This window comes from Streptomyces xiaopingdaonensis, from assembly GCF_000262345.1.
Classification (GTDB): Bacteria; Actinomycetota; Actinomycetes; order Streptomycetales; family Streptomycetaceae; genus Streptomyces; species Streptomyces xiaopingdaonensis.
In genome coordinates this window covers 44,457-68,919 of the sequence record NZ_AJTQ01000125.1, presented here as the reverse complement: position 1 = coordinate 68,919, position 24,463 = coordinate 44,457, and the positions used below count along the sequence as shown (strand labels likewise).

Genomic DNA, 24,463 nt, shown 5'->3' with positions numbered 1-24,463 from the left:
GGGCCTCTCAGCTCGCTCGGTTCAGGCCGCCGACGGCCCGGACTCCGCTGGGCTCAGCTCTGGCCGCCCGCGAGCTTCTCGCGGAGCGCCGCCAGGGCTTCGTCCGAAGCGAGGGCGCCGCTGTCCTCCTCCGACTCGGAGGAGTACGAGCCGCCGCTGGACTGGCCGCCGGCCTGCGAGGCGGCGGCGCCGCCACCGGCGGCACCCTCGGCCGCGGCCTGCTCGTCGGCCTCGCGGGACTTGATGACCTGCGCCTGGTGCGCCTCGAACCGCGACTGGGCCTCGGCGTACTGCCGCTCCCACTCCTCGCGCTGCTTCTCGTAGCCGGGGAGCCAGTCGTTGGCCTCCGGGTCGAAGCCCTCGGGGTAGATGTAGTTGCCCTGGTCGTCGTAGGAGGCGGCCATGCCGTAGAGGGTCGGGTCGAACTCGACCGCGGTCGGGTCGCCGCCGAAGGACTCGTTGGCCTGCTTCAGCGAGAGGCTGATGCGGCGGCGCTCCAGGTCGATGTCGATGACCTTGACGAAGATCTCGTCGTTGACCTGGACGACCTGCTCCGGAATCTCCACGTGCCGCTCGGCGAGCTCGGAGATGTGGACCAGCCCCTCGATGCCCTCGTCGACCCGGACGAACGCACCGAACGGCACCAGCTTCGTGACCTTGCCGGGCACGACCTGGCCGATCTGGTGGGTCCGCGCGAACTGCTGCCACGGGTCTTCCTGGGTCGCCTTGAGCGACAGGGATACGCGCTCGCGGTCCATGTCGACGTCGAGCACCTCGACCGTGACCTCCTGGCCGACCTCGACGACCTCGGAGGGGTGGTCGATGTGCTTCCAGGAGAGCTCGGAGACGTGGACGAGTCCGTCGACGCCGCCGAGGTCCACGAACGCACCGAAGTTGACGATGGAGGAGACGACGCCGGAGCGCACCTGGCCCTTCTGGAGGGTGGTGAGGAAGGTCTGGCGGACCTCGCTCTGGGTCTGCTCCAGCCAGGCGCGGCGCGAGAGCACGACGTTGTTGCGGTTCTTGTCGAGCTCGATGATCTTCGCCTCGAGCTCGCGGCCGACGTACGGCTGCAGGTCGCGGACGCGGCGCATCTCGACGAGCGAGGCGGGCAGGAAGCCGCGCAGGCCGATGTCGAGGATGAGACCGCCCTTGACGACCTCGATGACGGTACCGGTGACGATCCCGTCCTCTTCCTTGATCTTCTCGATGGTGCCCCAGGCGCGCTCGTACTGCGCACGCTTCTTCGAGAGGATCAGGCGGCCCTCCTTGTCCTCCTTCTGGAGAACCAGGGCCTCGATCTCGTCGCCGACGGCGACGACCTCGTTGGGGTCGACGTCGTGCTTGATCGACAGCTCACGGGAAGGGATGACACCTTCGGTCTTGTAACCGATGTCGAGCAGGACCTCGTCCCGGTCGACCTTCACGATGACGCCGTCGACGATGTCGCCGTCGTTGAAGTACTTGATCGTCTCGTCGATCGCGGCGAGGAAGGCTTCCTCGGAACCGATGTCGTTGACCGCAACCTGAGGAGTGGTGGCGGAGGTCTCGGTGCTGCTCGTCATGTGGGAAAGGGTCTCCGGTACGGACATTGAGTCGTAGGTACTGCTACGCCGAGAGCCCTTGATCGCATCGAATGCAGCCTGCCGGACAGCCTTGAGGGCTTAAGACCCGAGGGGACATACAACTGATGCGAGCGCGACCTGCTCCGTCTGAGGTGCGCAGGCCCGAAGCGCAACTTGTAGCATACGGTCGCTGCTGGGCATGGTCAATGCGCGAAAGAGCACACCTGGGAAGGAACGTCCCATAACCGGCAGAAGTCGGTGGTCCGGAGCCGTGCGCAGCACGTTCTCACGGGCGTGGAACCCCCGCCCACCCCGGCGCGACGACGAGCAGCGGCGGGCGCGGCCCGCCAACGAGCAGCAGGCGGCAGCACCTTGCACGAGCACCGAGCGTACGACACCGGCTCCTCCGGAGCCCTGCCCGTTCCGGCGGAGGAGGAACCGGACGCGGTGCGGCGGCCCGCCGACGGCCGGGAGACCAGCCGCGCCAACCGCCGCTGGTGGGACCGGAACGCGGACGAATACCAGGGCGAGCACGGGGAGTTCCTCGGCGACGCCGGCTTCGTCTGGGGTCCCGAGGGGATCGACGAGGCAGACGTCCGGCTGCTCGGGCCGCCGGGATCGCTCGCGGACCTCGACGTCCTGGAGGTCGGCGCGGGGGCGGCGCAGTGCGCGCGCTGGCTCGTCGCCGAAGGCGCGAGGACGGTGGCGCTCGACCTCTCGCACCGCCAACTCCAGCACGCGCTGCGGATCTCGGAAGCCTCTCCACCGCCCTCCGGCGCACAGGAGCGCGGACCGGCGCTCGTCGAAGCGGACGCGCAGGCGCTGCCGTTCGCCGACGGCTCTTTCGACCTCGCGTGCTCCGCCTACGGCGCGCTCCCGTTCGTCGCCGACTCGGCGCGTGTGATGCGCGAGGTGGCGCGGGTGCTGCGTCCGGGCGGGAGGTGGGTCTTCTCCGTGACGCACCCGATCCGCTGGGCCTTCCCCGACGAACCGGGCCCCGAGGGGCTCACCGCGGTCGGCTCGTACTTCGACCGCACGCCCTACGTGGAAGAGGACGCGGAGGGCCGCACCCTCTACGCCGAGCACCACCGCACCCTGGGCGACCGGGTGCGCGAGGCCGTTGCCGCGGGGCTGCGGGTCGTCGACGTCGTCGAGCCGGAGTGGCCCGAGGAGAACCGCGCGGTCTGGGGAGGCTGGTCTCCGCTCCGGGGGCGGGTGCTGCCCGGGACCCTGATCCTCGTCTGTGAGCTGCCCGTTTCCTGACGCCCTCCGGGCCGCGGCGCGGGTCCGTGGCGAAGAGGGCAGCAGGCTCTTCGTGCGCGATGCGCCGCGCCCCTGGTCCGCTCCCGTGATCCCCACGTACACGGCCGTCGGCCGTCCTCCGCGGAGGAGTACCGTCCGCCGTCAGTCGGTGACCTTCAGTTCGAGGGTCAGCGTCCCGCCGCCGGCGACCGAGTCGAGGCGGAGGAGGTAGGTGCCGGCCTCGTCGTCTGCGGTGATCTTGGGAAGGGTCAGGACGCCCTCGCCGTCGGCGCGCAGGGTGACGGTGCGGACGGGCTCGCCCGCGGGATCGGTGAAGTAGGGGCCGACCGTGTTCTCTTCAGGCTCCTCGCCCTCGGTGACCATGGTCGCCCGGACGGCTGCGTGCGGGGCCGCGGCGCCGTCGAGGGACGTCTTGACCTCCACCTGCTCGCCGAACTCGGCTCCGGTGGCGGCCTCCAGCGCCTCGTCGCCGGTGCGAACGAGCGTGTCGGACTGCGGCTCGACGACCTCTGCGTCGAAGGAGAGCGCAGTGAGCTTCGCCGCCTTCGCCTTGACGGTGAAGGCGCCCGGCTGCTCACCTGCGTCGATCGCCGGTGCGGTGGCGGTACCGTCCGCCGCGGTCGAGACCTCGGCGGTGGTGGCGTCCTCGCCGAAGCGCGCGCCCGTCTCCCCTTCGAGGGCGAACTCCACCTTCACGCCCTTGACCGGCTCGCCCTCGGAGGTCACCACCCGGACCTCGGGCCGCTTCTCGAACTTCCCGCCCACGGGTGCGCTGAACTCGGAGGCTCCGACGCGCTGGAGGTCGGCCGGCGCCGTCGGGGTCGGTGTGGGCGTCGGGCTCGGCGAGGGGCTGCCGGAGCCTCCGCCGGGCGCTGGCGTGGACCCGTTGCCTCCGGAGCCGCCGTCCTTGCCGCCGCCCTTGCCCGGCTTGCCCGCCCTGTCGCCCGAGCCGGCGCCCGTCTTCTGGGAGTTGCCGGAGCCGGGGGACGTGGGCAGGGCACCGCTGCCGTCGGGGACCTCGTGGGTGCCCTCGCGGTAGAACTCGTACCAGGCGAGGACGGTGCGGAGGTAGTCGCGGGAGTTGTTGTAGCTGAGGATGGCGCGGTCCAGGTCGGCCTTGCGGTCGAGGGCGCGGCCGTCGGCGCAGAGGTAGCGGCCGGCGGCGAGGGCCGCGTCGTGGATGTTGTTGGGGTCCTTCGTGCCGTCGCCGTTGCCGTCGGCGCCCCAGCGGGCCCACGTCGAGGGGATGAACTGCATGGGCCCGACCGCGCGGTCGTAGCGGCTGTCGCCGTCCCACTCGCCGCCGTCGGTGTCGCTGATGCGGGCGAACTCGCCGCCGTTGAGGACCGGTCCGAGGATGGGCTTGCGGGTGGTGCCGTCGGCGGTGACGTCGCCGCCGCGGGCCTGGCCGGACTCGACCTTGCCGATCGCGGCGAGGAGTTCCCAGCGCAGGCCGCACCCGGGCACGTCGGCGCGGAGGTCTCTGGCCGCCTTCTTGTAGGCGGCGAGGACGGTCGCCGGGATGCCGGACTCGGCTCCTGCCGGGTCCGGCGTGCTCGGCGAAGAACCGGGCGGATGCGGGGACTTCAGCGGGGGCAGCTCGGTGTGGTAGGAGCCGTCGCCCGCTCCGTCGCCACCGGGTGAGGTTCCTGCGCGGTCCTGCGAACGGTCGGGCTCGGTGTGCTCCAGGCCGGGGGCCTGCGAGGCGGTGAGAGCAGCCATCGCCACTGCGGCGACGGCGGTGCCGCCCAGCCCCCTGCGAAGGCGGCTGTTCCGCCAGCTGCGCCGACCGGTCCTGCCGGCCTGCTTCGCCGCCACATGCCTTCCGCGGTACCGCGCCATCGTTCGGCCCTTTCCCCGTCGGACGCCAACTGCCGTGACTCTACGGCAAGTCGGGGGCTGAAGTCAGCGGGCGAGGCGTACGTCGACGCGTTCGGAGGCATCCCCGTCAGCCGTGCACGCCAACGCCCCGCGAAGGACGCGACGCGCACGGCTGACGGCTCAGTGCGCGGCGGACTCCCAGTCGGAGCCGGAACCGACCGAGACGTCGAGCGGGGCCCTGAGGCTCACCGCCGTCGACATCTCGCGGCGGACCAACTCCTCCACGGCCGCCCGCTCTCCGGGGGCGACCTCCAGGACGATCTCGTCGTGCACCTGGAGGAGCATCCGGGAGGAGAGCTGCTCGACCTCCAGCGCCCGGTCCACCTGGAGCATCGCCACCTTGACGATGTCGGCGGCCGTGCCCTGGATCGGTGCGTTGAGCGCCATCCGCTCAGCCATCTCCCGGCGTTGGCGGTGGTCGCTGGTGAGGTCGGGGAGGTAGCGGCGGCGGCCCATGATGGTCTGCGTGTAGCCGATGGCGCGGGCCTCGTCGACGACGTGGCGGAGGTAGTCCCGCACGCCGCCGAAGCGCTCGAAATAGGTCTCCATCAGCTTCTTCGCCTCGTCCGGCGCGATGCCGAGCTGCTGCGAGAGACCGAAGGCCGAGAGGCCGTAGGCGAGGCCGTACGACATCGCCTTGATCTTGCGGCGCATCTCCGCGTCGACCTGGGCCTCGGCGACCGAGAAGACCTGCGCGGCGACCGTGGTGTGCAGGTCCTCGCCCGTGGTGAACGCCTCGATCAGGCCCTCGTCCTCCGAGAGGTGGGCCATGACGCGGAGTTCGATCTGGCTGTAGTCCGCGGTGAGGAGCGATTCGTACCCCTCGCCGACCTTGAAGCCGCGGCGGATCGCCCGGCCTTCGTCGGTGCGGACGGGGATGTTCTGGAGGTTGGGGTCGGTCGAGGAGAGGCGGCCGGTGGCGGCGACGGTCTGGTTGAAGGTGGTGTGGATGCGGCCGTCCGGCGCGATGGTCTTGATCAAGCCCTCGACCGTGGTGCGCAGCTTCTGCTGCTCCCGGTACCTGAGCATGATCACGGGGAGTTCGTGGGTCGTCTGCGCCGCGAGCCAGGCGAGGGCGTCGGCGTCGGTGGTGTAACCGGTCTTGGTGCGCTTGGTCTTGGGGAGGCCGAGCTCGCCGAAGAGCACCTCCTGGAGCTGCTTCGGGGAGCCGAGGTTGAACTCGTGGCCCACGGCGGCGTGCGCCTCGGAGACGGCCTGCTGGGCCGCGTCGGCGAACTGCTGCTCCAGACCGCTCAGCCACTCCCGGTCGGCCGCGATTCCGGCGCGCTCCATCTTCGCGAGCATCGCCGAGGTGGGCAGCTCCAGTTCGCGCAGCATCCGGGCAGCGCCCGAGTCGGCGAGCCGGGCCTCGAACGCCTCGCCCAGGTCGAGGACGGCGCGGGCCTTGCGCATCAACGCCTCGGCCTCGGCCTGTTCGTCGGCGCCGAAGGCGAGTTGGCCGTTGGCGTCGGCGGCCGGCTCGAGTTCGCGGCCGAGGTACTCCACAGCGAGGGCGTCGAGGGCGAACGAGCGGCGGCCCGGCTTGTCGAGGTAGGCAGCGAGGGCGGTGTCCATCGCCACACCGGCGACGGTGAGGCCGCGCTCGCCGAGGACCCGGATCAGGGCCTTGGCATCATGCATCACCTTGGCGCGCTGCGGGTCGGCGAGCCATTCGGCGAACGCCTTCTCCTCCTCGGCGTTCAACTGCGAGGGGGCGAACCAGGCCGCCGGGCCCTCGTCGCTCGCGAGGGCCACCTCGGTGACGTCGCCGCTGCCGAGCTTCCAGGTGTCGACCGTGGCGACGCCGAGCGTCCGGCCGCCGTGGTGCGCGAGCCACTCGGCGAGTTCGCCCTCGCCGAGGACGGTGCCGTCCAACTCGACGCCGGGGGCCACCTCCTGCCCGGCCTCCTCGCTCGCGCCGGGGTCGACGGCGTAGAGGCGGTCGCGGAAGTTCTGGTGGCGGAACTCCAGGGTGTCGAGGACGACGTCGAGCGCCGTGCGGTCGTAGGGGGCGCGGAGGAGGTCCTCGGGGTGGCAGCCGAGCGGGACGTCCCTGACCATCTCGGTGAGGCGGCGGTTGAGGCGGACCGAGTCGAGGCTGTCGCGGAGGTTCTGGCCGGCCTTGCCCTTGATCTCGTCGGCGTGGTCGGTGAGTCCGGCGATGGAGCCGTACTGCTTGATCCACTTCGCGGCCGTCTTCTCGCCGACGCCCGGGATGCCGGGGAGGTTGTCGGACGGGTCGCCGCGCAGGGCGGCGTAGTCCGGGTACTGGAGGGGGGTGAGGCCGTACCGCTCCTCCACCTTCTCGGGGGTGTAGCGGGTGAGCTCGGAGACGCCCTTGGTCGGGTAGAGGACGGTGACGTCCTCGGAGACGAGCTGGAAGGAGTCGCGGTCGCCGGTGACGATGGAGACCTTGAACCCCTCGGCCACCGCCTCCGTCGTGAGGGTGGCGATGACGTCGTCGGCCTCGAAGCCGTCGACGGCGAAGCGGGGGACCTGCATGGTGTCGAGGAGTTCGCCGATGAGCTCGACCTGTCCGCGGAACTCGTCGGGGGTCTTGGAGCGGTTGGCCTTGTACTCGCTGAACTCCTCGGAGCGCCAGGTCTTCCGGGAGACGTCGAAGGCGACCGCGAAGTGGGTGGGGGCCTCGTCACGCAACGTGTTGGCGAGCATGGAGGTGAAGCCGTAGATCGCGTTGGTGGGCTGGCCGCTGGTGGTGGTGAAGTTCTCGGCGGGCAGCGCGAAGAAGGCACGGTACGCGAGCGAATGCCCGTCCATCAGCAGCAGCCTGGGCGGTTCCGCACCCGGGCGCCCCTGCTCACCGGGCGCCTGCCCGCTCTGCCTCGCCTGTGCCGGCGCGCTCTTCCGCGGGGCGCCGGGTTCCTTCTTCGCTTCCTCTGTAGCCACGTGACCGATACTCCCACGGGCCGCTGACAATCCGGCCGCGGACGGCCCGCGGCACCCCAACCGCGCTACCGTGCGCGGCCGGAGAGACACGGAGCGGAGTATTCCGTTCAGAATGCGGGACGCTCGCCCGCGGAGTTATCCACAGGGCTGCCGTCGAGGCCACCCTGCGTGGCAGCATCGGGGCATGCCGCAGAAACCGCCCTCAGCCGATCCCGTCCAGGACTCACCCCAGGTCCGTGAGCCGGAGCATGCAGCCGCCGGGCTCACCGCCGTCGCGCACTCCCTCCGCGTCGCCCAGCGCCAAATGGGCACGAAGCGGACGGCGTTGACCCTCCTCCGGGTCAACCAGAAGGACGGATTCGACTGCCCCGGCTGCGCCTGGCCCGAGGGCGACCACCGACACCGCGCCGAGTTCTGCGAGAACGGCGCGAAGGCAGTCGCCGAGGAGGCGACGCTCCGCAGGGTCGGCCCCGCCTTCTTCGCCGAGCACTCGGTGCCGCAGCTCGCCGAGCGCTCGGGTTACTGGCTCGGTCAGCAGGGTCGCCTCACCGAGCCCATGTATCTTCCCGAAGGCGCCGAGCACTACGAACCGGTCTCCTGGGAGCGGGCGTTCGACATCGTCGCGGAGGAGCTCACGGCGCTCTCCTCGCCCGACGAGGCCGTCTACTACACCTCGGGCCGCACCAGCAACGAGGCCGCCTTCCTCTACCAGCTCTTCGCCCGCGAGTTCGGCACCAACAACCTCCCCGACTGCAGCAACATGTGCCACGAGTCCTCCGGCTCGGCGCTCACCGAGACGCTCGGAGTCGGCAAGGGCAGTGTGCTCCTGGAGGACCTCTGGCAGGCCGATCTCATCATCGTCGCCGGCCAGAACCCCGGTACCAACCACCCGCGGATGCTCTCCGCGCTGGAGAAGGCGAAGTCCGCAGGCGCGAAGATCATGACGGTCAACCCGCTCCCCGAGGCGGGCATGGAGCGGTTCAAGAACCCCCAGACGGCGCGCGGCCTCGCAGGCGGCGGCACCCCGCTCACCGACCACTTCCTCCAGATCAGGCTCGGCGGCGACCAGGCCCTCTTCCGCATGCTCTGCCGTCTCGTGCTGGAGGCGGCGGACGCGGGGGACGAACGCGCCGTCGACTCCGCCTTCGTACGCGAACACACCCATGGCTACGAGGAGTTCGCGGAGGCCGCGCGGAAGACCGACTGGGACGAGGTCCTCACCGCCACGGGTCTCGCCCGCGAGGAGATCGAACGCGCCGCCGAGCTCGTGCTCGCCGCCGAGCGGCCCGTGATCTGCTGGGCGATGGGCCTCACCCAGCACAAGCACTCGGTCCCGACGATCCGCGAGGTCGTCAACCTGCTGCTGCTCCGCGGCGCCGTCGGCCGGCCCGGCGCGGGCGTCTGCCCGGTGCGCGGGCACAGCAACGTGCAGGGCGACCGCACCATGGGCATCTTCGAACGTCCGGAGCCGGCCTTCCTCGACGCGCTGGAGCGGGAGTTCGGCTTCGCACCGCCCAGGGAGCACGGGCTCGACGTCGTCCGCGCGATCCGCGCCCTGCGGGACGGCGAGGCGAAGGTGTTCTTCGCGATGGGCGGCAACTTCGTGGCCGCCTCCCCCGACACCGAGGTGACCGAGGACGCGATGCGCCGCGCCCGCCTCACCGTGCACGTCTCCACCAAGCTCAACCGCTCGCACTGCGTCACAGGCGCCCGCGCGCTGATCCTCCCGACGCTGGGGCGGACCGAGCGCGATGTGCAGTCCGGCGGTGAGCAGTTCGTCACCGTCGAGGACTCCATGGGCATGGTCCACGCCTCGCGGGGCCGCCTGGCGCCGGCGGGCGAACAGCTCCTCTCGGAGCCCGCGATCGTCTGCCGCCTCGCCCGGCGGGTGCTCGGCGAGTCCTCGGTGGTCCCCTGGGAGCGCTTCGAGGAGGACTACGGCCTCGTGCGCGACCGCATCTCCCGCGTCGTCCCCGGCTTCGAGGAGTTCAACGAGAAGGTCGCACGCCCCGGCGGCTTCGCGCTGCCGCACGCCCCCAGGGACGAGCGCAGCTTCCCCACGGCCACGGGCAAGGCGAACTTCACCGCGGCATCGCTGGAGTACCCCGAACTCCCCGAGGGCCGCCTGCTGTTGCAGACCATCCGCTCGCACGACCAGTACAACACCACGGTCTACGGCCTCGACGACCGCTACCGCGGCATCAAGCAGGGCCGCCGGGTCGTGCTCGTCAACCCGGAGGACGCCGCGGCGCTCGGCGTCGCCGACGGCTCCTACGTCGACCTCACCAGCGAGTGGCGGGACGGCCGCACGCGCACGGCACCCGGCTTCCGCGTGGTCCACTACCCGACGGCCCGCGGCTGCGCCGCCGCGTACTACCCGGAGACCAACGTCCTCGTCCCGCTCGACGCCACGGCCGACACGAGCAACACCCCGACGAGCAAGTCCGTCGTGGTGCGGGTCGATCCGGCGTGAGGTGACCCGCGGTCGCTTCGGGACAAGCGGGAGGAGCCGGGCGCGGCCCCTCCCGCCGACCCTGCGTCATCCGTGCACGCAGCGACGCCGGGGGGGGCGGGCACCGCTCGGCACCCCGGCCGCCGCGCGGCGCGCGCTCTCCGCAGCAGGGAGAGACGGGAGGCAGGCCCCCGGGAGCGCTCCGGGCACCTACCCGGGGCGACGTGTCGATCGCCTGATAGGACAGTGTGCGCAGCGGACCCGGCACGAGCCGGGGTACGGACGAGACGAGAGCGGAGCACGATGGGCGAGCAGAGCGCAACCACCTTCCCCCAGGCGGTCCTGGACGAGTGGGCCGGCATCGGCGTCGACCTGCCCGCGCTCTTCTCCGCCGGGCATCTCGGCGAGCGCATGGGGCTCGAGGTGCTGGAGGCGTCCGCCGAGAAGGTCGTCGGCACGCTTCCCGTCGAGGGCAACACCCAGCCGTACGGCCTCCTCCACGGGGGCGCCTCCGCCGTCCTCGCCGAGACGCTCGGCTCCGTCGGGGCGATGCTCCACGGCGGCCCGCGCAAGTCGGCCGTCGGCGTCGACCTGAACTGCACGCACCACCGCGGGCTCTCCTCCGGGCTCGTCACCGGTGTCGCCACGCCCGTGCACCGCGGGCGCTCGACGGCGACGTACGAGATCGCCCTCACCGAGGAGAACGGCAAGCGCGTCTGCACCGCCCGCCTGACCTGCCTGCTGCGCGACGGCGGCCCTGCGGACACCCGCGGCTGACGGACCGGAGACTCGCACCGAGCTGACGGACCCGGAGGGCCGAGTAACCGTCCTCAACTCCCGGAGCAGCAGTCCTCGTTCGCGACCGCGGCTCACACCGCGCCGCGTCGAAGAGCCGCACCCCCGGAACGGCTGGTCCGCCCGGGCACGCCCCCGACCGCGTTCCGCACGGGCCGGCGGGTGGTGCAGCGCGTCCTCTGCACCACCCGCCGGCCCGACGAGCGCGCGGCCGCCGCCAACCGGCTGCGGGCTTCGTCGTGTCGGCGGCAGGTCAGTCGATGCCGCGGCAGATGTGCCAGTCCTCGTCGTCCTCCTCGACGCCGGCGAGGCGCAGCCGGGGAGGCAGGGCCCCCGTGGCCGGTGCGTCGCGCTCGCCCGGGTACGGGCGTTCCGGGGCGAGGAGCACGGAGGTGATCGCTACGGTCGCAGCCGTGGCCGGGGTCGCCGATGCGGTCGCACGCAGCCCTGACGACCCTCTCTCGCACGGCGGTGCTGTCATCATCCTCGGCTCCTCTCGGCCGCCCGGCGGGCGGCAGTGCTTCGGGCGCCTGCCTCGGATCGGGGCCTGCGCCGAGTCGCGCTTCCTCCGCGTGCAGGCGCCCGCACGCGGACTCGGCGCAGGCCGCAGCACACAGCACCGGACCGAGGGCCCGGGGCGAACCCGCCACGGGGTCCACCCTCCGCAGTCTGCAACGGCGCCCGGCCCTCACGCATCCCTTTAGGGGCAAGTCGTGCGATTCGACGTACGTCTCACACACCGTCGGCCGTACGGCATCCGCACGACCGCGCCCCCGTCGGGAGACGCGGGCGAGGGACCACCGTCGCGAAACCCCAACCCGCCCCGGACACAGCTCCGTTGACGCGGCGGCCCGTGCCGGGCACCGTACATCCCCCGCAGGCGGAAGCACGCACGGCCCTGGAAGCCGAGTGCCTCCCGCCCTCACCGGCCGCCCCCCGGCCCCCACCGACGCGCCGGCCCGCCCGATCACGTCAGCCGAACGACACCGCGGCACTCAACACGCCCGCCACGAGGGCGGGTTCGCACGGCAGGTCCGACGAACGGTGACACAACGCGACGACACGGTCCCTCGCGCGACGGGCGCACGCGCCGCCGGACGCGCCCTCGTGCCCGTTTCACGCCCGCTGCCGCTCACCGCGGATCCGGAACGGCAGCCCGTCACCCACCCGCGTCACGAGGGCCGACCCCACGCTCCCCGTCGGGGACCGCGTATGTGCGCAACCATCCCGCTGACCGCCAACTGCACCGTTTTCCCCAGGAGTTGGCCCCCACCGCTGCACGCCAGGCGCCCCGACATCACACCACCCGGATTCCAACTCCCCCCGCACTTGCGACACTTGGAAACCCACCCCGAGCCACCGCACTCACCGCCGCACCTCACCTCCGGATCACACACCCGACCGGCCCGCCGGCAACACTCCTCTCCAGTCACCCTCAGTGACGAAACACGGCGGGAAAACCACGCCCTCCCCTCCCCTCGTCCTCACCCCCGCCCGCCCCGCCCAGGCACTCCGCACGCTATGCGGACACGCCACCCCCGCCTCCGGCCCAACCTCCCGGCGAGCGGCGGCTTCGCGCCCAACTCCCGTTCGCTGCACGGCGGAAAGCCCGCCGTGAGCAAGGGGAAATACCGGCGAAACAGGATCACCGAGCCGCAGGCGCACGGCATGGAGTTCCCGCGCAGGCATGGTCATAACAAGACAGTCACATCCTGTCCTTCACCTCTGCCGGTGCCGATGCCCTCGCCATAGAGTCACGGCCAGTCACCGCGCCGCCGGGCGTGCGACACAAGCACGAACTCCACCCCTAGTACGGCCCGGCGGCCGCGAAGAGGTCATCCACCGCCGATGGCCCCGCCAGGGGAAAGGACAGATCGTGCGTCACCGCTCCTTGTTCACCATCTCCACCACCGCCGTGGCCGTGGGAGCTCTCACGCTCTCCGCCTGCGGCTCTCGCGACGACAGCGGCGGCGACAGCGGCGGCGGGGACAAGACCGTCGTCATCGGGCTCGACGCGCCGCTCTCCGGCGACCTGTCCGCGCTCGGCGCGGGGATCAAGAACTCCGCGGACCTCGCGGTCAAGGTCGCCAACAAGAACAACGAGGTCGACGGCGTCAAGTTCAAGCTGGAGTCGCTCGACGACCAGGGCCAGGCAGGCACGGGCCAGCAGAACGCCACCAAGCTCGTGGGCAACCAGGAGGTGTACGGCGTCGTCGGCCCGCTCAACTCGCACGTCGGCGAGTCGATGCAGAAGGTCCTCGGCAACGCCAACCTCGTGCAGGTCTCCCCCGCCAACACCGCGCCGCAGCTCACGCAGGGCGCGAAGTGGCAGTCCGGCGACAAGGTCCGCGGCTTCGACTCGTACTTCCGCACCTGCGCCACCGACGACGTCCAGGGCCCGTTCGCCGCCCAATACCTCTACAACGAGAAGAAGTTCAAGAAGGCGTACATCATCGACGACAAGAAGACCTACGGCGCCGGCCTCGCCGGCACGTTCACCACCGAGTTCAAGAAGCTCGGCGGCAAGATCGTCGGTACCGACCACGTCAACCCGGACGACCGCGACTTCTCCGCCGTCGCCACCAAGGTCGCCAAGTCCGGCGCGGACTTCGTCTACATCGGCAGCGAGTACCCGACGGCGGCCCCGCTCTCGGCCCAGATCAAGAAGGCCGGCGCGACGTTCCCGACCGTCGGCGGCGACGCGCTCTACAGCGCCGAGTACATCAAGCTCCACAAGAAGAAGTCCGAGGGCGACATGGCCACTTCGGTCGGCGCCCCGTTGAACACCCTCGACACGGCCAAGGAGTTCATGAAGAACTACAAGGCCCAGGGGTACAAGCTCCCCTACGAGGCGTACGGCGGCTACGCGTACGACAGCACCTGGGCGATCGTCCAGGCGGTCAAGGCCGTCGCCGAGGAGGGCGACGGCCTCCCCGACGACGTCGACGAAGCGCGCGAGAAGATCGCCAAGGCCGTCCAGAGCGTCAAGTTCAGCGGCGTCACCGGCGAGGTCGCCTTCGACAAGTTCGGCGACACCACCAACAAGCAGCTCTCCGTATACGAAGTGAAGGGCGGCGACCACAAGGCGGTCAAGACCGGCACCTTCGGCGAGAGCTGATCCGCCAGGCCAACCCGGCCCCGTCCCGCACCACTTGCTGCTGCTGCGCGGGGGCGCCGATCGCGCCCCCGCGCAGCCGTATCTGACACATCCCCGGAGGAACCCCGGTGAACGACCTGCCGGATCAGCTGGCGAACGGACTCGCACTCGGCGCGCTGTACGGTCTCATCGCGATCGGGTACACGATGGTCTACGGCATCGTCCAGCTCATCAACTTCGCCCACGGCGAGATATTCATGATCGGCGGCTTCGGCGCGCTGACCGCCTGGCTCTGGCTGCCCGCCGGCACCAGTCTCACACTCGCGCTCCCCCTGATGATCCTGCTCGGGGTCGTCTGCGCCGTCCTCGTCGGCGTCGGAGCGGAGCGCTTCGCCTACCGTCCACTGCGCGGCGGGCCCCGGCTCTCCCCGCTGATCACCGCAATCGGCCTCTCGCTCGCTCTCCAGCAGGCGATCTGGGCCTTCTACCCGGACGCCAAAAAGGCCCGCCCCTTCCCGCAGTTCGAAGGGGGCGACTTCGACCTCGGCTTCGTCTCGATCGCGCGCGAGGACCTGTTCATCTACGTCGCCGCCCTCGTCTGCATGCTCACGCTCGGCCTCTTCGTCAGCAAGACGCGCACCGGCCGTGCCATGCAGGCGACTTCGCAGGACCCCGACACCGCGAAGCTCATGGGCGTCAACACCGACCGCATCATCGTCATGGCCTTCGCGATCGGCGCCGCCTTCGCCGCCGTCGCCGCCATCGCGCAGGGCTTCAAGACCGGCGAGGTGCAGTTCCGGATGGGCTTCATCGCCGGGCTCAAGGCATTCACCGCCGCCGTGCTCGGCGGCATCGGGAACATCTACGGAGCGATGGTCGGCGGCCTGGTGCTGGGCGTCGGCGAGGCGATGGCCATCGCGTACATCGGAAACGTGCCGGGGATGGAGCAGTTCGGCGGCGGATCGTGGAAGGACGTGTGGGCGTTCGCGCTGCTCATCCTGGTTCTGCTGATCCGACCGCAGGGCATCCTCGGTGAACGCGTAACGGACCGGGCGTGATAAGGATGACCAACTCCACCCCGACCACCGCCGCTTCGGCGAAGGACCACCGCACCGACGACGACCGGCTGCCGGGACTCCTCCGGCTGCCGCACCCGGCGGCCGCGGCGCTCACCGCGGCCGGCGCCGTGCTCGGCCTCCTCTCCACCTTCCTCGCCTGGACCTGGACCGCCGAGTTCCCGGGGAACCTCACCGTCTACGCGTACCCCGGCGGCCTCCAGATCCTCACCCTCGTGGGCTCGCTGCTCATCCTCGCCTCGCTCCTCGGCGGCGTGTACGCCGTCAGGGGGCTGCGCTGGCTGACCCCGGGCGGCACCCGCAGCCCCGTGCTGCTCTGGGCGCTCGGCACCTTCGCCACCACCGGGTTCACGGCGGCCGCGATCTCCGTCCAACTCGGCGGCGCCGTCAACCTGGAGCCGGGCGCGTACGTCGCCGTCGCCGGCACCCTCCTCGCCCTCGTCGGCGCGCTCGGACTCGGGCGCGACGTGGCGGGCGACGACGCCGAGCCCGGCGCCTGGCGGCGGTTCGTGGGGTCGCTGAAGGCGCCGGCACCCGCCGCGGCCAAGGAGACCCCCGGCTGGGTGGAGATCCTCGCGATCTGCGCCTCGTGCGCCATCGGCCTCTACGTCTTCGCCTACGGCATCGAGGCGGAGGACGGCCCGCCGTTCATCGGCTTCCTGATCCTCGCCTGCTTCGGTGCGCCGGCCGTCGGACGTGCAGGGCTGCTCAGGCGGCTCTCCGGCCTCGCGGCGAAGCACCGGAACGTGACGCTCACCGCGGCCTTCGTCGCCGCGCTGCTCTTCCCGATCACCCAGAGCAACGAGGCGTACACCAACATCGCGGTGAGCGTGCTCGTCTTCGCGACGGTGGCGCTCGGGCTCAACATGGTCGTCGGCCTCGCCGGCATCCTCGACCTGGGATACGTCGCCTTCCTCGGCGTCGGCGCCTACACGGCCGCGCTGGTCTCGGGCTCGCCGACCTCGCCGTTCGGCATCCATGTGCCGTTCTGGGCCGCGGTGTTGATCGGCGCAGCGGTGGCGCTCGTCTTCGGGCTCGTCATCGGCTTCCCCTCGCTGCGGCTCCACGGCGACTACCTCGCGATCGTCACCCTCGGCTTCGGCGAGATCTTCCGGATCTCGATGCAGAACCTCGACGGCGACTCGGGCCCCAACGTCACCAACGGCCCCAACGGCGTCACCAACATCCCGGACCTGGAGCTCTTCGGCTTCAACTTCGGCCAGGAGCACTCGCTGCTGGGCTTCGACATCGGCCGGTTCGCCAACTACTACCTGCTGATGCTGGTCTTCACCGCGATCGTGGTGATGATCTACCGCCGGTCGGACAACTCCCGCATCGGCCGCGCCTGGCTCGCCATCCGCGAGGACGAGACGGCGGCCCGTGCGATGGGCGTCAACGCCTTCCGGCTGAAGCTGATGGCGTTCGCGCTCGGCGCCACGCTCGCCGGCATGGCGGGAACGGTCCTGGCGCACGTGGAGTTCTCGGTGAACCCGGAGTCCTACAAGTTCGTCCACTCGGCCCCGCCGAACTCCGCGTTCCTGCTGATCGCCGTGATCCTCGGCGGCATGGGGACCGTCAGCGGCCCGCTGATCGGCGCCTCCCTGCTCTATCTCATTCCGGCGAAGCTGCAGTTCATGGCCGACTACCAGCTGCTGCTCTTCGGCGTCGCACTGGTGCTGCTGATGCGGTTCCGCCCGGAGGGGCTCATCGCCGACCGGCGCAAGCAGTTGGAGTTCCACGCACCACCCGGCCAGGAGGGCGGGGGCGGGACACCCGCAGGAGAGATCGACGTGCCACCGGGCAGCGGCGGCCTCAGCAAGACGGAGGCGTAAGGCGATGACCACGACGACCACGAAGGAAGCGGCGCAGCCGGCGCCCGACACCGGCGGCAGCGTCCTCACGGCCACGGGCGTCACCATGCGCTTCGGCGGCCTCACCGCGGTGCGGAACGTCGACCTCACCGTCGACCCGGGCGAGATCGTCGGCCTCATCGGCCCGAACGGCGCCGGCAAGACGACGTTCTTCAACTGCCTGACGGGGCTGTACGTCCCCACCGAGGGCACCGTCCAGTACAAGGGCCGCGTGCTGCCGCACCGCTCGCACCTCGTCACCGAGGCCGGGATCGCGCGCACGTTCCAGAACATCCGCCTCTTCGCCAACATGACGGTCCTGGAGAACGTCCTCGTCGGACGCCACACCAGGACCAGCGAGGGACTCCTCGACGCGCTGTTGCGGCTGCCCCGCTTCCGCAGGGCCGAACGCGCCTCCGAGGAGCGTGCGATGGAGCTGCTCGACTTCATCGGCCTGGCGCACAAGCGCGAGCACCTCGCCCGCAACCTGCCCTACGGCGAGCAGCGGAAGCTGGAGATCGCCCGGGCCCTCGCGAGCGAGCCGGGCCTGCTCCTCCTCGACGAGCCCACGGCCGGCATGACCGCGTCGGAGACGACGGCCACCCGCGAGCTGGTGCTGGCGATCCGCGAACTCGGCACCGCTGTACTGGTGATCGAGCACGACATGCGGTTCATCTTCAACCTCTGCGACAAGGTCGCCGTCCTCGTCCGCGGCGAGAAGCTCGTCGAGGGCGGCTCGGAGACGGTGCAGAACGACGAGCGGGTGATCGCCGCCTACCTGGGCACCCCGCTCGACGACGATCCGGGGAGCGCGGAGGCGGCGGAGGTGCGCGAGGCCGAGGAGCGCACCGCCGCGAAGGCCGAGACGCCCCGCGACTCGGCGGCGCAGGAAGGAGACGAGGACTGATGGCCCTGCTTGAGGTCGAGAACCTGCGGGTCGCCTACGGCAAGATCGAGGCGGTCAAGGGGATCTCGTTCACGGTCGAGGCCGGACAGGTCGTCACCCTGATCGGCACCAACGGCGCCGGCAAGACCACCACCTTGCGCACCCTGTCGGGGCTCCTCAAGCCGGCGGGAGGCAGCGTCTCCTTCGACGGGCAGCCGCTCGCCGGCGTCGGCGCCCACAAGATCGTCGCGATGGGTCTCGCCCACTCCCCCGAGGGCCGCCGGATCTTCCCGCGGCTGTCGATCGAGGAGAACCTCCGGCTCGGCGCCTTCCTCCGCAAGGACACCGACGGCGTCGCGGAGGACATCGCGCGCTACTACGAGCTCTTCCCGATCCTCGGCGAGCGGCGCCGGCAGGCCGCGGGCACTCTCTCCGGCGGCGAGCAGCAGATGCTGGCGATGGCGCGGGCGTTGATGTCCCGCCCCAAGCTGCTGATGCTCGACGAGCCCTCGATGGGCCTCTCGCCGATCATGATGCAGAAGATCATGGAGACGATCCGGGAGCTCAAGGCGCAGGGCACGACGATCCTGCTCGTCGAGCAGAACGCGCAGGCTGCGCTGGAACTCGCCGACTACGGGCACGTGATGGAGATCGGCAACGTGGTGCTCTCGGGCACGGGCGAGGAGCTGATCCACGACGAGTCCGTCCGCAAGGCGTACCTCGGCGAGGACTGAGCACGCCGGGCAGCGCGGCGCCGCGGCAGCGGCGACGGGGCCGGCACGGTGCGGACCGTGCCGGCCCCGTCGCGTCGACTCCGCGGCTCCGAGGGGAAGTTGCGGACGTCAGCCCTGCTTCTTGCGCTCCTCGCCGTCGGCGATGACGGCCTCGGCGACCTGCTGCATCGAGAGGCGCCTGTCCATGGACGTCTTCTGGATCCACCGGAAGGCGGCCGGCTCCGAGAGGCCGTACTGCGTCTGCAGGACGCTCTTGGCACGGTCGACGAGCTTGCGCGTCTCCAGCCGCTGGGCGAGGTCGGCGACCTCCTTCTCCAGCTCCTTCAGCTCGGTGAACCGCGAGACGGCCATCTCGATCGCCGGCACGACGTCGCTCTTGCTGAACGGCTTGACGAGGTACGCCATCGCGCCCGCGTCCCGCGCCCGCTCGACGAGCTCGCGCTGCGAGAACGCGGTGAGCATCAGCACCGGCGCGATCGACTCCTCGGCGATCTTCTCCGCGGCCGAGATGCCGTCGAGCACCGGCATCTTGACGTCGAGGATGCAGAGGTCCGGGTGGTGCTCGCGGGCGAGTTCGAGGGCCTTCTGCCCGTCGCCTGCCTCGCCGACGACGGTGTAGCCCTCCTCCTCCAGCATCTCCTTGAGGTCCATCCGGATCAGCGCCTCGTCCTCGGCGATCACGACCCGCCTGGTCGCGGGAGGGACGTGGGCCTCCTCCGACAGGTCCTGTCCGGGGTTCTGCGCCGCCTCGTCGGGTGCCGGCTCGGCGTCCTCGGGGGTGCTGGGTTCGGGGGCGTCCGCGGTGCTCACTGGGCTCCTCGTTTCCGCGCAGGTGGGACTCTAGAGCGTACCCAGGTCCTGTAAAGTGTGCGCACGGCGGGTGGACGCAGCTCCCCTCGTGGCGTGTTCGTCGCATCGCCCGGCGCGCTCCGCGGAGGAAGAGCCCCGGTAGTCCAATTGGCAGAGACGATGGCCTCAAAAACCATTCAGTGTGGGTTCGAGTCCCACCCGGGGCACTCCACCGCCGGCGCACGGCCCAACCCGCGCGCCGCACCTTCTCGTTGAGAGCAATCCGGTGCACGGCACACGGGCATGCGGCACCATGGCGCGCATGCCGGCACTCACGCGCAGCGAAGCCCGGGATCGAGCCGCCCTCCTCGACGTGCACGACTACTCGGTCGACCTCGACCTCACCACGGGCGAGGAGCGGTTCCGCTCCACCACTGTGATCAGCTTCACCGCACGCGAGGCCGGCGCCACCTTCGCCGACCTGCGCCCCGGCGCCCTGCTCAGCGCCGAGCTCGACGGCGTCCCGCTCCCGGACGGCAGCCTCGCCGGCGGGCGCCTGGCGCTGGAGGACCTCGCCCCCGGCGCGCATCGGCTGCGGGTGGCGGCGGAGATGGCCTACTCCCGCGTCGGGGAGGGCATGCACCGCTTCGACGACCCGGCGGACGGGCGCACGTACCTCTACACGCAGGGCTTCATGAACGACGCGCCCCGCGTCTACGCCTGCTTCGACCAACCCGACCTCAAGGCGGTCTTCGCCTTCAGCGTCACAGCCCCCGCGGGATGGACGGTCCTCGGCAACGGACGCGCCGAGCAGACGGCGCCGGGCCGCTGGGCGTGCGCACGGACACCGCCGATCAGCACCTACCTCACGGCGATCGTCGCCGGCCCTTACCACTCGGTGCGCACCGAGCACGCGGGGCTTCCTTTCGGACTCCACGTCCGCAGATCGCTCGCCGACGCGCTCGACGCGGACGCGGAGGAGCTCCTGGAGATCACCCGCCGCTGCTTCGACCGCTACCACCAACTCTTCGCCGAGCCCTACCCGTTCGACTCCTACGACCAGGCGTTCGTCCCCGAGTTCAACGCGGGGGCCATGGAGAACCCCGGACTCGTCACGCTGCGGGACGAGTACATCCGCAGGTCGGCCTCGACGAGCACGGAGCGGCGGCTGCGCGGCATGGTCGTCGCGCACGAGATGGCGCACATGTGGTTCGGGGACCTGGTGACGCTGCGGTGGTGGGACGACGTCTGGCTCAACGAGTCCTTCGCCGAGTACATGGGCTACCAGGTGCTCGACGAGGCGACCGCGTACACCGGCATGTGGGCCGACTTCGCCGTCGGGACGAAGCCGCAGGGCTACGACGCCGACCAGCGCCCCTCCACCCACCCGGTGGCGCCGGAGCGCGGCACCGTCCTCGACACCGCCGTGGCCCGCACCAACTTCGACGGCATCTCCTACGCCAAGGGCGCCTCGGCCCTGCGCCAACTCGTGGCCTGGATCGGCGAGACGGCGTTCCTCGCCGGCATCAACGAGCACTTCGCCCGGCACCGCTTCGGCAACGCCGAGCTGACGGACTTCCTCGACTCCCTCTCCACCGCCACCGACCGCGACGTCTCCGCCTGGGCGCAGCGGTGGCTCGGCACCACGGGAGTCGACACGCTCACGCCCGACTTCCCCGACGAGCAGTCCCCCGGCGGCTGGACCGCGGTGCTGCACCACTCGGGCAGCCGCCCGCACCGGCTGCTGCTCGGCGCCTACGACCTGGCGCCCGCCGACGGTGGACGGCTGGTGCCCCGCGAGCGCCGTACCACCGAACTGGCGGCGGACGGCGGGGAGTCGACGATCGGCGGCACCGGCGCCCGCCCCGACCTGCTCCTCCTCAACGACGGCGACCTCACCTACGCCAAGGTCCGCTTCGACGCGCACTCCTGGCGCACCGTGCGCCGCGCCCTCTCCGGACTCCCCGACCCGCTCTCCCGCGGCGTCGTCTGGAACGCGGCGCGCGACATGGTGCGCGACGGCGCACTCCCGCCGCTCGCCTACGTCGAAACGCTCCTCGACCACCTGCCGCGGGAGACGGACAGCGCCGTCGTCCACCACGTGCTCGCCTTCGCACGCGACCCGCTCGCCGACCGCTACCTCGCGCCCGAGGAGCGCCGCACCGCGCTCGACCTGCTCTCCTCCGCCTGCACCGAGCTCCTCTCGGCGACGGCCGGCGACCGCAGCCCCGGCCTGCGCCTCACCGCCGTCCGCCATGCGATCGACAGCGCGACGACGCCCGAGCCGCTCCGCGCCTGGCGCGAAGCGGACACCGTGCCCGGCGGCCCGCGCCTCGACCGCGAGCTGCGCTGGCGCCTGCTGCTGCGCCTCTGCGTCCTCGGCGCGGCGACCTCCGACGAGATCGACGCGGAACTCGCCGCCGATCCCGGTGCGTCGGGGCGGGAGTCGGCGGCGCGGTGCAGGGCGGCGCTGCCGCTGCCCGAGGCGAAGGCGGCGGCCTGGTCGGCGCTGTTCGGGGACACCCTCTCCAACCGGCTCTTCGCCGCGACGGCGCAGGGCTTCTGGCAGCCCGAACAGAACGCCCTGCTCGGCGAGTTCCGCGACCGCTACCCGCAGGACGCCGTCGCGCTCGCCCACCGTTGCGGGCAGACGATCGGCGAGGCCGCAGGACGCTACGCCTTCCCCGCGAGCCTCGTGGACGAGCGGACGCTGCACCTGGTGGAGGAGTGCGCCGCCCCGGGCTTTCCCGCCGTCCCCGCAGGTCTCCACCGCCGCCTCGTCGACCAACTCGACGAGCTTCGGCGCGCGTTGCGGGTGCGGTCGCGCGTGAGCGCGTGAGCGGCCGCGTCAACGCCCTTCCACGCACGGGCTCCAGGGGCCGCGCAACCCCACGGGCGCGGTAGTACCCCCTTCGGGCGAAGCTGCTCGCCGATCGGCGCGGTGCACCGCCCGAGATGCGTAGGTTAGGGCGGCCTTACCCCACCGGAGCCGGGGCGCCGGCCCCGGGCTCCGCGACGCGAAAGAGTCCGCCATGCCTGCGTACCCGCCCGAAGAACCCGCACCCCTGGCAGGCGGCGCGGCGGGCCCGGCCGCGCTCCGCCCGCTGCTCGGCACCGTCCTCGACGCGCTCGCGGAGGGCGCGGCCGAACGCGGCGGGCCGCTCCCCTCCGGCGGGCCGCCGCGCGTGGCCGAGGACCTGCGCGCCCGGCTCGGCGGCACTCTCCTCACCGAGCACGGACGGGGGCCGCAGGAGGCGCTGCACACCATCGTCTCGGCCCTCGCGCGCGGCGCGGCCGACCCGGCCGAGCCGCACTGCGCGGCCCATCTGCACTGCCCACCGCTCGCTCTCGCCACGGCCGCCGACACCGCGGCGAGCGCGGTCAACCCCTCGATGGACTCGTGGGACCAGGCGCCGTCCGCCTCGGAGTTGGAGGCCCTCACCTGCGCCGAGTTCGCCGCCCTCGTCTTCGGCGAGGAGCACGGGGACCGCGCCGACGCGCTCGTCACCACGGGCGGCACCGAGGCCAACCAGCTCGCTGCGCTGCTCGCCCGGGAGCGCGCGGGCCCGGGCGTACGGCTCGTCTGCGGCGCCAACGCGCACCACAGCGTGGCCCGCGCCGCGTGGCTGCTCGGCCTGGCGCCGCCGTTGACGGTGCCCACGCCCGCCGGAGTGCTCACGTCGGCCGCGCTCTCCAACGCCCTCGCCCGCGGGCGCCCGGAGGAGCCCCGCCTCGTAGTGGCGACGGCCGGCACGACGGACACGGGCGCGATCGACGCGCTCCCCGAAATCGCCTCGGTCACGGCCGAGTTCGGCGTCCCGCTCCACGTCGACGCGGCGTACGGCGGCCCGCTCCTCTTCAGCCCGCGGCTGCGCGGCCTCGTCGCGGGGCTGGAGCGGGCCGACACCGTCACCTTCGACCTGCACAAGCTCGGGTGGCAGCCGGTCGCCGCCGGGCTCCTCGCCGTGCGGGACGCAGGCCGGCTCGGCTCGCTCTCGCACCGCGCCGAGTACCTCAACGCCGAGGACGACACCGAGGCGGGCCTCCCCGACCTCCTGGGCCGCTCTCTCCGCACCAGCCGCAGGCCGGATGTGGTGAAGGTCGCCGTCACCCTGCGGGCGCTCGGCCGGAGCGGCCTCGCCGCGCTGGTGGAGCGGGTCTGCGACGCGGCGCGGGAGTTCGCCCGACTCGTCGACGACGAGCCGGAGTTCGAGCTGCGCTCCGTTCCCGTGCTCTCCACCGTCCTCTTCAGGCCGCGGGGCGCCGATGCCGAGAAGGTCGCGCTCGTGCGGCGCCGCCTGCTCGCCGAGGGCCGGGCCGTCCTCGGCCGTGCCCGCCTGGAGGACGGCACCTGGCTCAAGGCGACGCTCCTCAACCCGCACGTCCAGCACTCGGACTTCGCAGCCCTGCTCAAGCTCGTCCACGACGCGGTACCGGAAGGAAGCAACAGTTGACGGCCGAAGAACCCCAGCCCCCGGAGCGCCCGTCCGCCGGCGGGGGAGGGTCCCCGCTGAGCAACGTGCCGCGCCAGCAAGGCCGTCGAGGACCGGTGCCGCGGCCGAACCGTCCGGACACCAGCGAGGTCTACGACCAGGAGACCGACTCCAGCACCTTCGCCGACTTCCTCGCCGGACTCGGGCTGCTCCCGTCACGACCGGAGGAGCCGACCACGACCGGGGACGGCGCACCCCAACCGGCCGACGACGCGGGCGAATCGGGAGAACTCCACGACGGTGCGGCACCGGTGCCCGGCGGCGCACAGGGTGCCGTCGAGTCCGCATCGGCTCCGCCACTGCCCCCGCGGGAGCCGGACGCGGCACCTCCGGAGCCCGATAGGACGGGTCAACGCCCGCCGGAGAACGGGGAGTCGGAGCCGCCCGCGCGTGGAGGGCTGGTCCCGCACGCCTCCTCGGTGCCGAATCCGCCCCGTGACGAGGGCCCCGAGGTGCACGAGCCGGGGTCGGACGGAGAGACGAGCCCTCCGGCAATCCCCACCGCTCCGACGGAGCCGCCCACGCGCCGCGTCAACGCGCCGGCGGCACAGGACACGTCGCACTCGGAACCCGTAGACCGTCCAGCACCGCCGCACGAGCCCGCTCCCCCGGCGGGCGCGACCGGCACGCCGGTCACCGAGCAGCCCGTCCCCCGATCGGTGCCGGACTCCGAGT

The 24,463-nt window shown here is 71.8% G+C and carries 15 protein-coding genes and 1 tRNA gene; 11 read left to right on the top strand and 5 right to left on the bottom strand.

Features of this window, described 5'->3' with window-relative positions; genetic code table 11:
* Window positions 1-53: 53 nt before the first annotated feature.
* Complete coding sequence (rpsA, locus tag UWG_RS0110170; RefSeq protein ID WP_016907100.1) at window positions 54-1,565, bottom strand: 30S ribosomal protein S1; 1,512 nt, start codon at window positions 1,563-1,565, stop codon at window positions 54-56.
* 372 nt (window positions 1,566-1,937) lie between these two features.
* Here rpsA and UWG_RS0110165 point away from each other — a divergent pair, with 372 nt between their 5' ends.
* On the top strand, window positions 1,938-2,828 hold the full coding sequence (locus tag UWG_RS0110165; protein ID WP_016907099.1) for a class I SAM-dependent methyltransferase: 891 nt from the start codon (window positions 1,938-1,940) through the stop codon (window positions 2,826-2,828).
* A 141-nt stretch (window positions 2,829-2,969) separates the two neighbouring features.
* Here UWG_RS0110165 and UWG_RS0110160 read toward each other — a convergent pair whose 3' ends face one another.
* Together UWG_RS0110160 and polA are read right to left on the bottom strand one after the other, a co-directional pair.
* Window positions 2,970-4,550, bottom strand: a complete 1,581-nt coding sequence (locus UWG_RS0110160) for a lytic transglycosylase domain-containing protein (RefSeq protein ID WP_193386435.1) — start codon at window positions 4,548-4,550, stop codon at window positions 2,970-2,972.
* Between the two features lie 279 nt (window positions 4,551-4,829).
* Window positions 4,830-7,487 carry a DNA polymerase I gene (polA, locus tag UWG_RS0110155; RefSeq protein WP_016907097.1) on the bottom strand — a complete coding sequence of 886 codons (2,658 nt, stop codon included), beginning with the start codon at window positions 7,485-7,487 and terminating at the stop codon, window positions 4,830-4,832.
* A 313-nt stretch (window positions 7,488-7,800) separates the two neighbouring features.
* Here polA and UWG_RS0110150 point away from each other — a divergent pair, with 313 nt between their 5' ends.
* Window positions 7,801-10,089, top strand: coding sequence for an FdhF/YdeP family oxidoreductase (locus UWG_RS0110150; protein WP_016907096.1), 2,289 nt, complete (start codon window positions 7,801-7,803; stop codon window positions 10,087-10,089).
* 282 nt (window positions 10,090-10,371) lie between these two features.
* Entirely contained in the window at window positions 10,372-10,845 is a 474-nt protein-coding gene (locus tag UWG_RS0110145) for a PaaI family thioesterase (protein ID WP_016907095.1), read from the top strand.
* Window positions 10,846-11,116: 271 nt separating this feature from the next.
* On the opposite strand, the gene UWG_RS33020 is transcribed toward UWG_RS0110145, so the two are convergent.
* Entirely contained in the window at window positions 11,117-11,347 is a 231-nt protein-coding gene (locus tag UWG_RS33020) for a hypothetical protein (protein WP_157838546.1), read from the bottom strand.
* A gap of 1,392 nt (window positions 11,348-12,739) precedes the next feature.
* Here UWG_RS33020 and UWG_RS0110135 point away from each other — a divergent pair.
* The 5 genes from UWG_RS0110135 to UWG_RS0110115 all read left to right on the top strand — a co-directional run bounded on the left by UWG_RS0110135 (window position 12,740) and on the right by UWG_RS0110115 (window position 18,506).
* Entirely contained in the window at window positions 12,740-13,981 is a 1,242-nt protein-coding gene (locus tag UWG_RS0110135; protein ID WP_016907093.1) for a branched-chain amino acid ABC transporter substrate-binding protein, read from the top strand.
* Between the two features lie 107 nt (window positions 13,982-14,088).
* Window positions 14,089-15,018, top strand: coding sequence for a branched-chain amino acid ABC transporter permease (locus UWG_RS0110130; RefSeq protein WP_016907092.1), 930 nt, complete (start codon window positions 14,089-14,091; stop codon window positions 15,016-15,018).
* 5 nt (window positions 15,019-15,023) lie between these two features.
* Window positions 15,024-16,868, top strand: a complete 1,845-nt coding sequence (locus UWG_RS0110125; protein ID WP_016907091.1) for a branched-chain amino acid ABC transporter permease — start codon at window positions 15,024-15,026, stop codon at window positions 16,866-16,868.
* A 4-nt stretch (window positions 16,869-16,872) separates the two neighbouring features.
* Entirely contained in the window at window positions 16,873-17,793 is a 921-nt protein-coding gene (locus UWG_RS0110120) for an ABC transporter ATP-binding protein (protein WP_016907090.1), read from the top strand.
* Window positions 17,790-18,506 (top strand): ABC transporter ATP-binding protein, encoded by a 717-nt coding sequence (locus UWG_RS0110115; protein WP_029391328.1) that lies wholly within the window; start codon window positions 17,790-17,792, stop codon window positions 18,504-18,506. Before UWG_RS0110120 ends, UWG_RS0110115 begins: the two co-directional genes overlap by 4 nt.
* A 108-nt stretch (window positions 18,507-18,614) precedes the next feature.
* Here the strand turns inward: UWG_RS0110115 and UWG_RS0110110 are convergent, their stop codons facing one another.
* Window positions 18,615-19,316 (bottom strand): ANTAR domain-containing response regulator, encoded by a 702-nt coding sequence (locus UWG_RS0110110; RefSeq protein ID WP_016907088.1) that lies wholly within the window; start codon window positions 19,314-19,316, stop codon window positions 18,615-18,617.
* Between the two features lie 132 nt (window positions 19,317-19,448).
* Between UWG_RS0110110 and UWG_RS0110105 the strand changes: the two genes are divergently transcribed.
* The 3 genes from UWG_RS0110105 (at window position 19,449) to UWG_RS0110095 (ending at window position 23,749) form a co-directional block, all read left to right on the top strand.
* Window positions 19,449-19,522 (top strand) — tRNA-Leu (locus UWG_RS0110105).
* Window positions 19,523-19,608: 86 nt separating this feature from the next.
* Window positions 19,609-22,134 (top strand): aminopeptidase N, encoded by a 2,526-nt coding sequence (gene pepN, locus UWG_RS0110100; protein WP_016907087.1) that lies wholly within the window; start codon window positions 19,609-19,611, stop codon window positions 22,132-22,134.
* A 193-nt stretch (window positions 22,135-22,327) separates the two neighbouring features.
* Window positions 22,328-23,749, top strand: coding sequence for a pyridoxal phosphate-dependent decarboxylase family protein (locus UWG_RS0110095; RefSeq protein ID WP_016907086.1), 1,422 nt, complete (start codon window positions 22,328-22,330; stop codon window positions 23,747-23,749).
* Window positions 23,750-24,463: the final 714 nt, after the last annotated feature.

Excerpts from the sequence above, each read along its gene's own strand:
- rpsA (WP_016907100.1), bottom strand. The coding sequence starts at position 1,565 with ATGACGAGCAGCACCGAGACCTCCGCCACCACTCCTCAGGTTGCGGTC.
- UWG_RS0110160 (WP_193386435.1), bottom strand. The coding sequence starts at position 4,550 with ATGGCTGCTCTCACCGCCTCGCAGGCCCCCGGCCTGGAGCACACCGAG.
- polA (WP_016907097.1), bottom strand. The coding sequence starts at position 7,487 with ATGGACGGGCATTCGCTCGCGTACCGTGCCTTCTTCGCGCTGCCCGCC.
- UWG_RS0110150 (WP_016907096.1), top strand. The coding sequence starts at position 7,801 with ATGCCGCAGAAACCGCCCTCAGCCGATCCCGTCCAGGACTCACCCCAG.
- UWG_RS0110145 (WP_016907095.1), top strand. The coding sequence starts at position 10,372 with ATGGGCGAGCAGAGCGCAACCACCTTCCCCCAGGCGGTCCTGGACGAG.
- UWG_RS33020 (WP_157838546.1), bottom strand. The coding sequence starts at position 11,347 with ATGATGACAGCACCGCCGTGCGAGAGAGGGTCGTCAGGGCTGCGTGCG.
- UWG_RS0110125 (WP_016907091.1), top strand. The coding sequence starts at position 15,024 with ATGACCAACTCCACCCCGACCACCGCCGCTTCGGCGAAGGACCACCGC.
- UWG_RS0110120 (WP_016907090.1), top strand. The coding sequence starts at position 16,873 with ATGACCACGACGACCACGAAGGAAGCGGCGCAGCCGGCGCCCGACACC.
- pepN (WP_016907087.1), top strand. The coding sequence starts at position 19,609 with ATGGCGCGCATGCCGGCACTCACGCGCAGCGAAGCCCGGGATCGAGCC.
- UWG_RS0110095 (WP_016907086.1), top strand. The coding sequence starts at position 22,328 with ATGCCTGCGTACCCGCCCGAAGAACCCGCACCCCTGGCAGGCGGCGCG.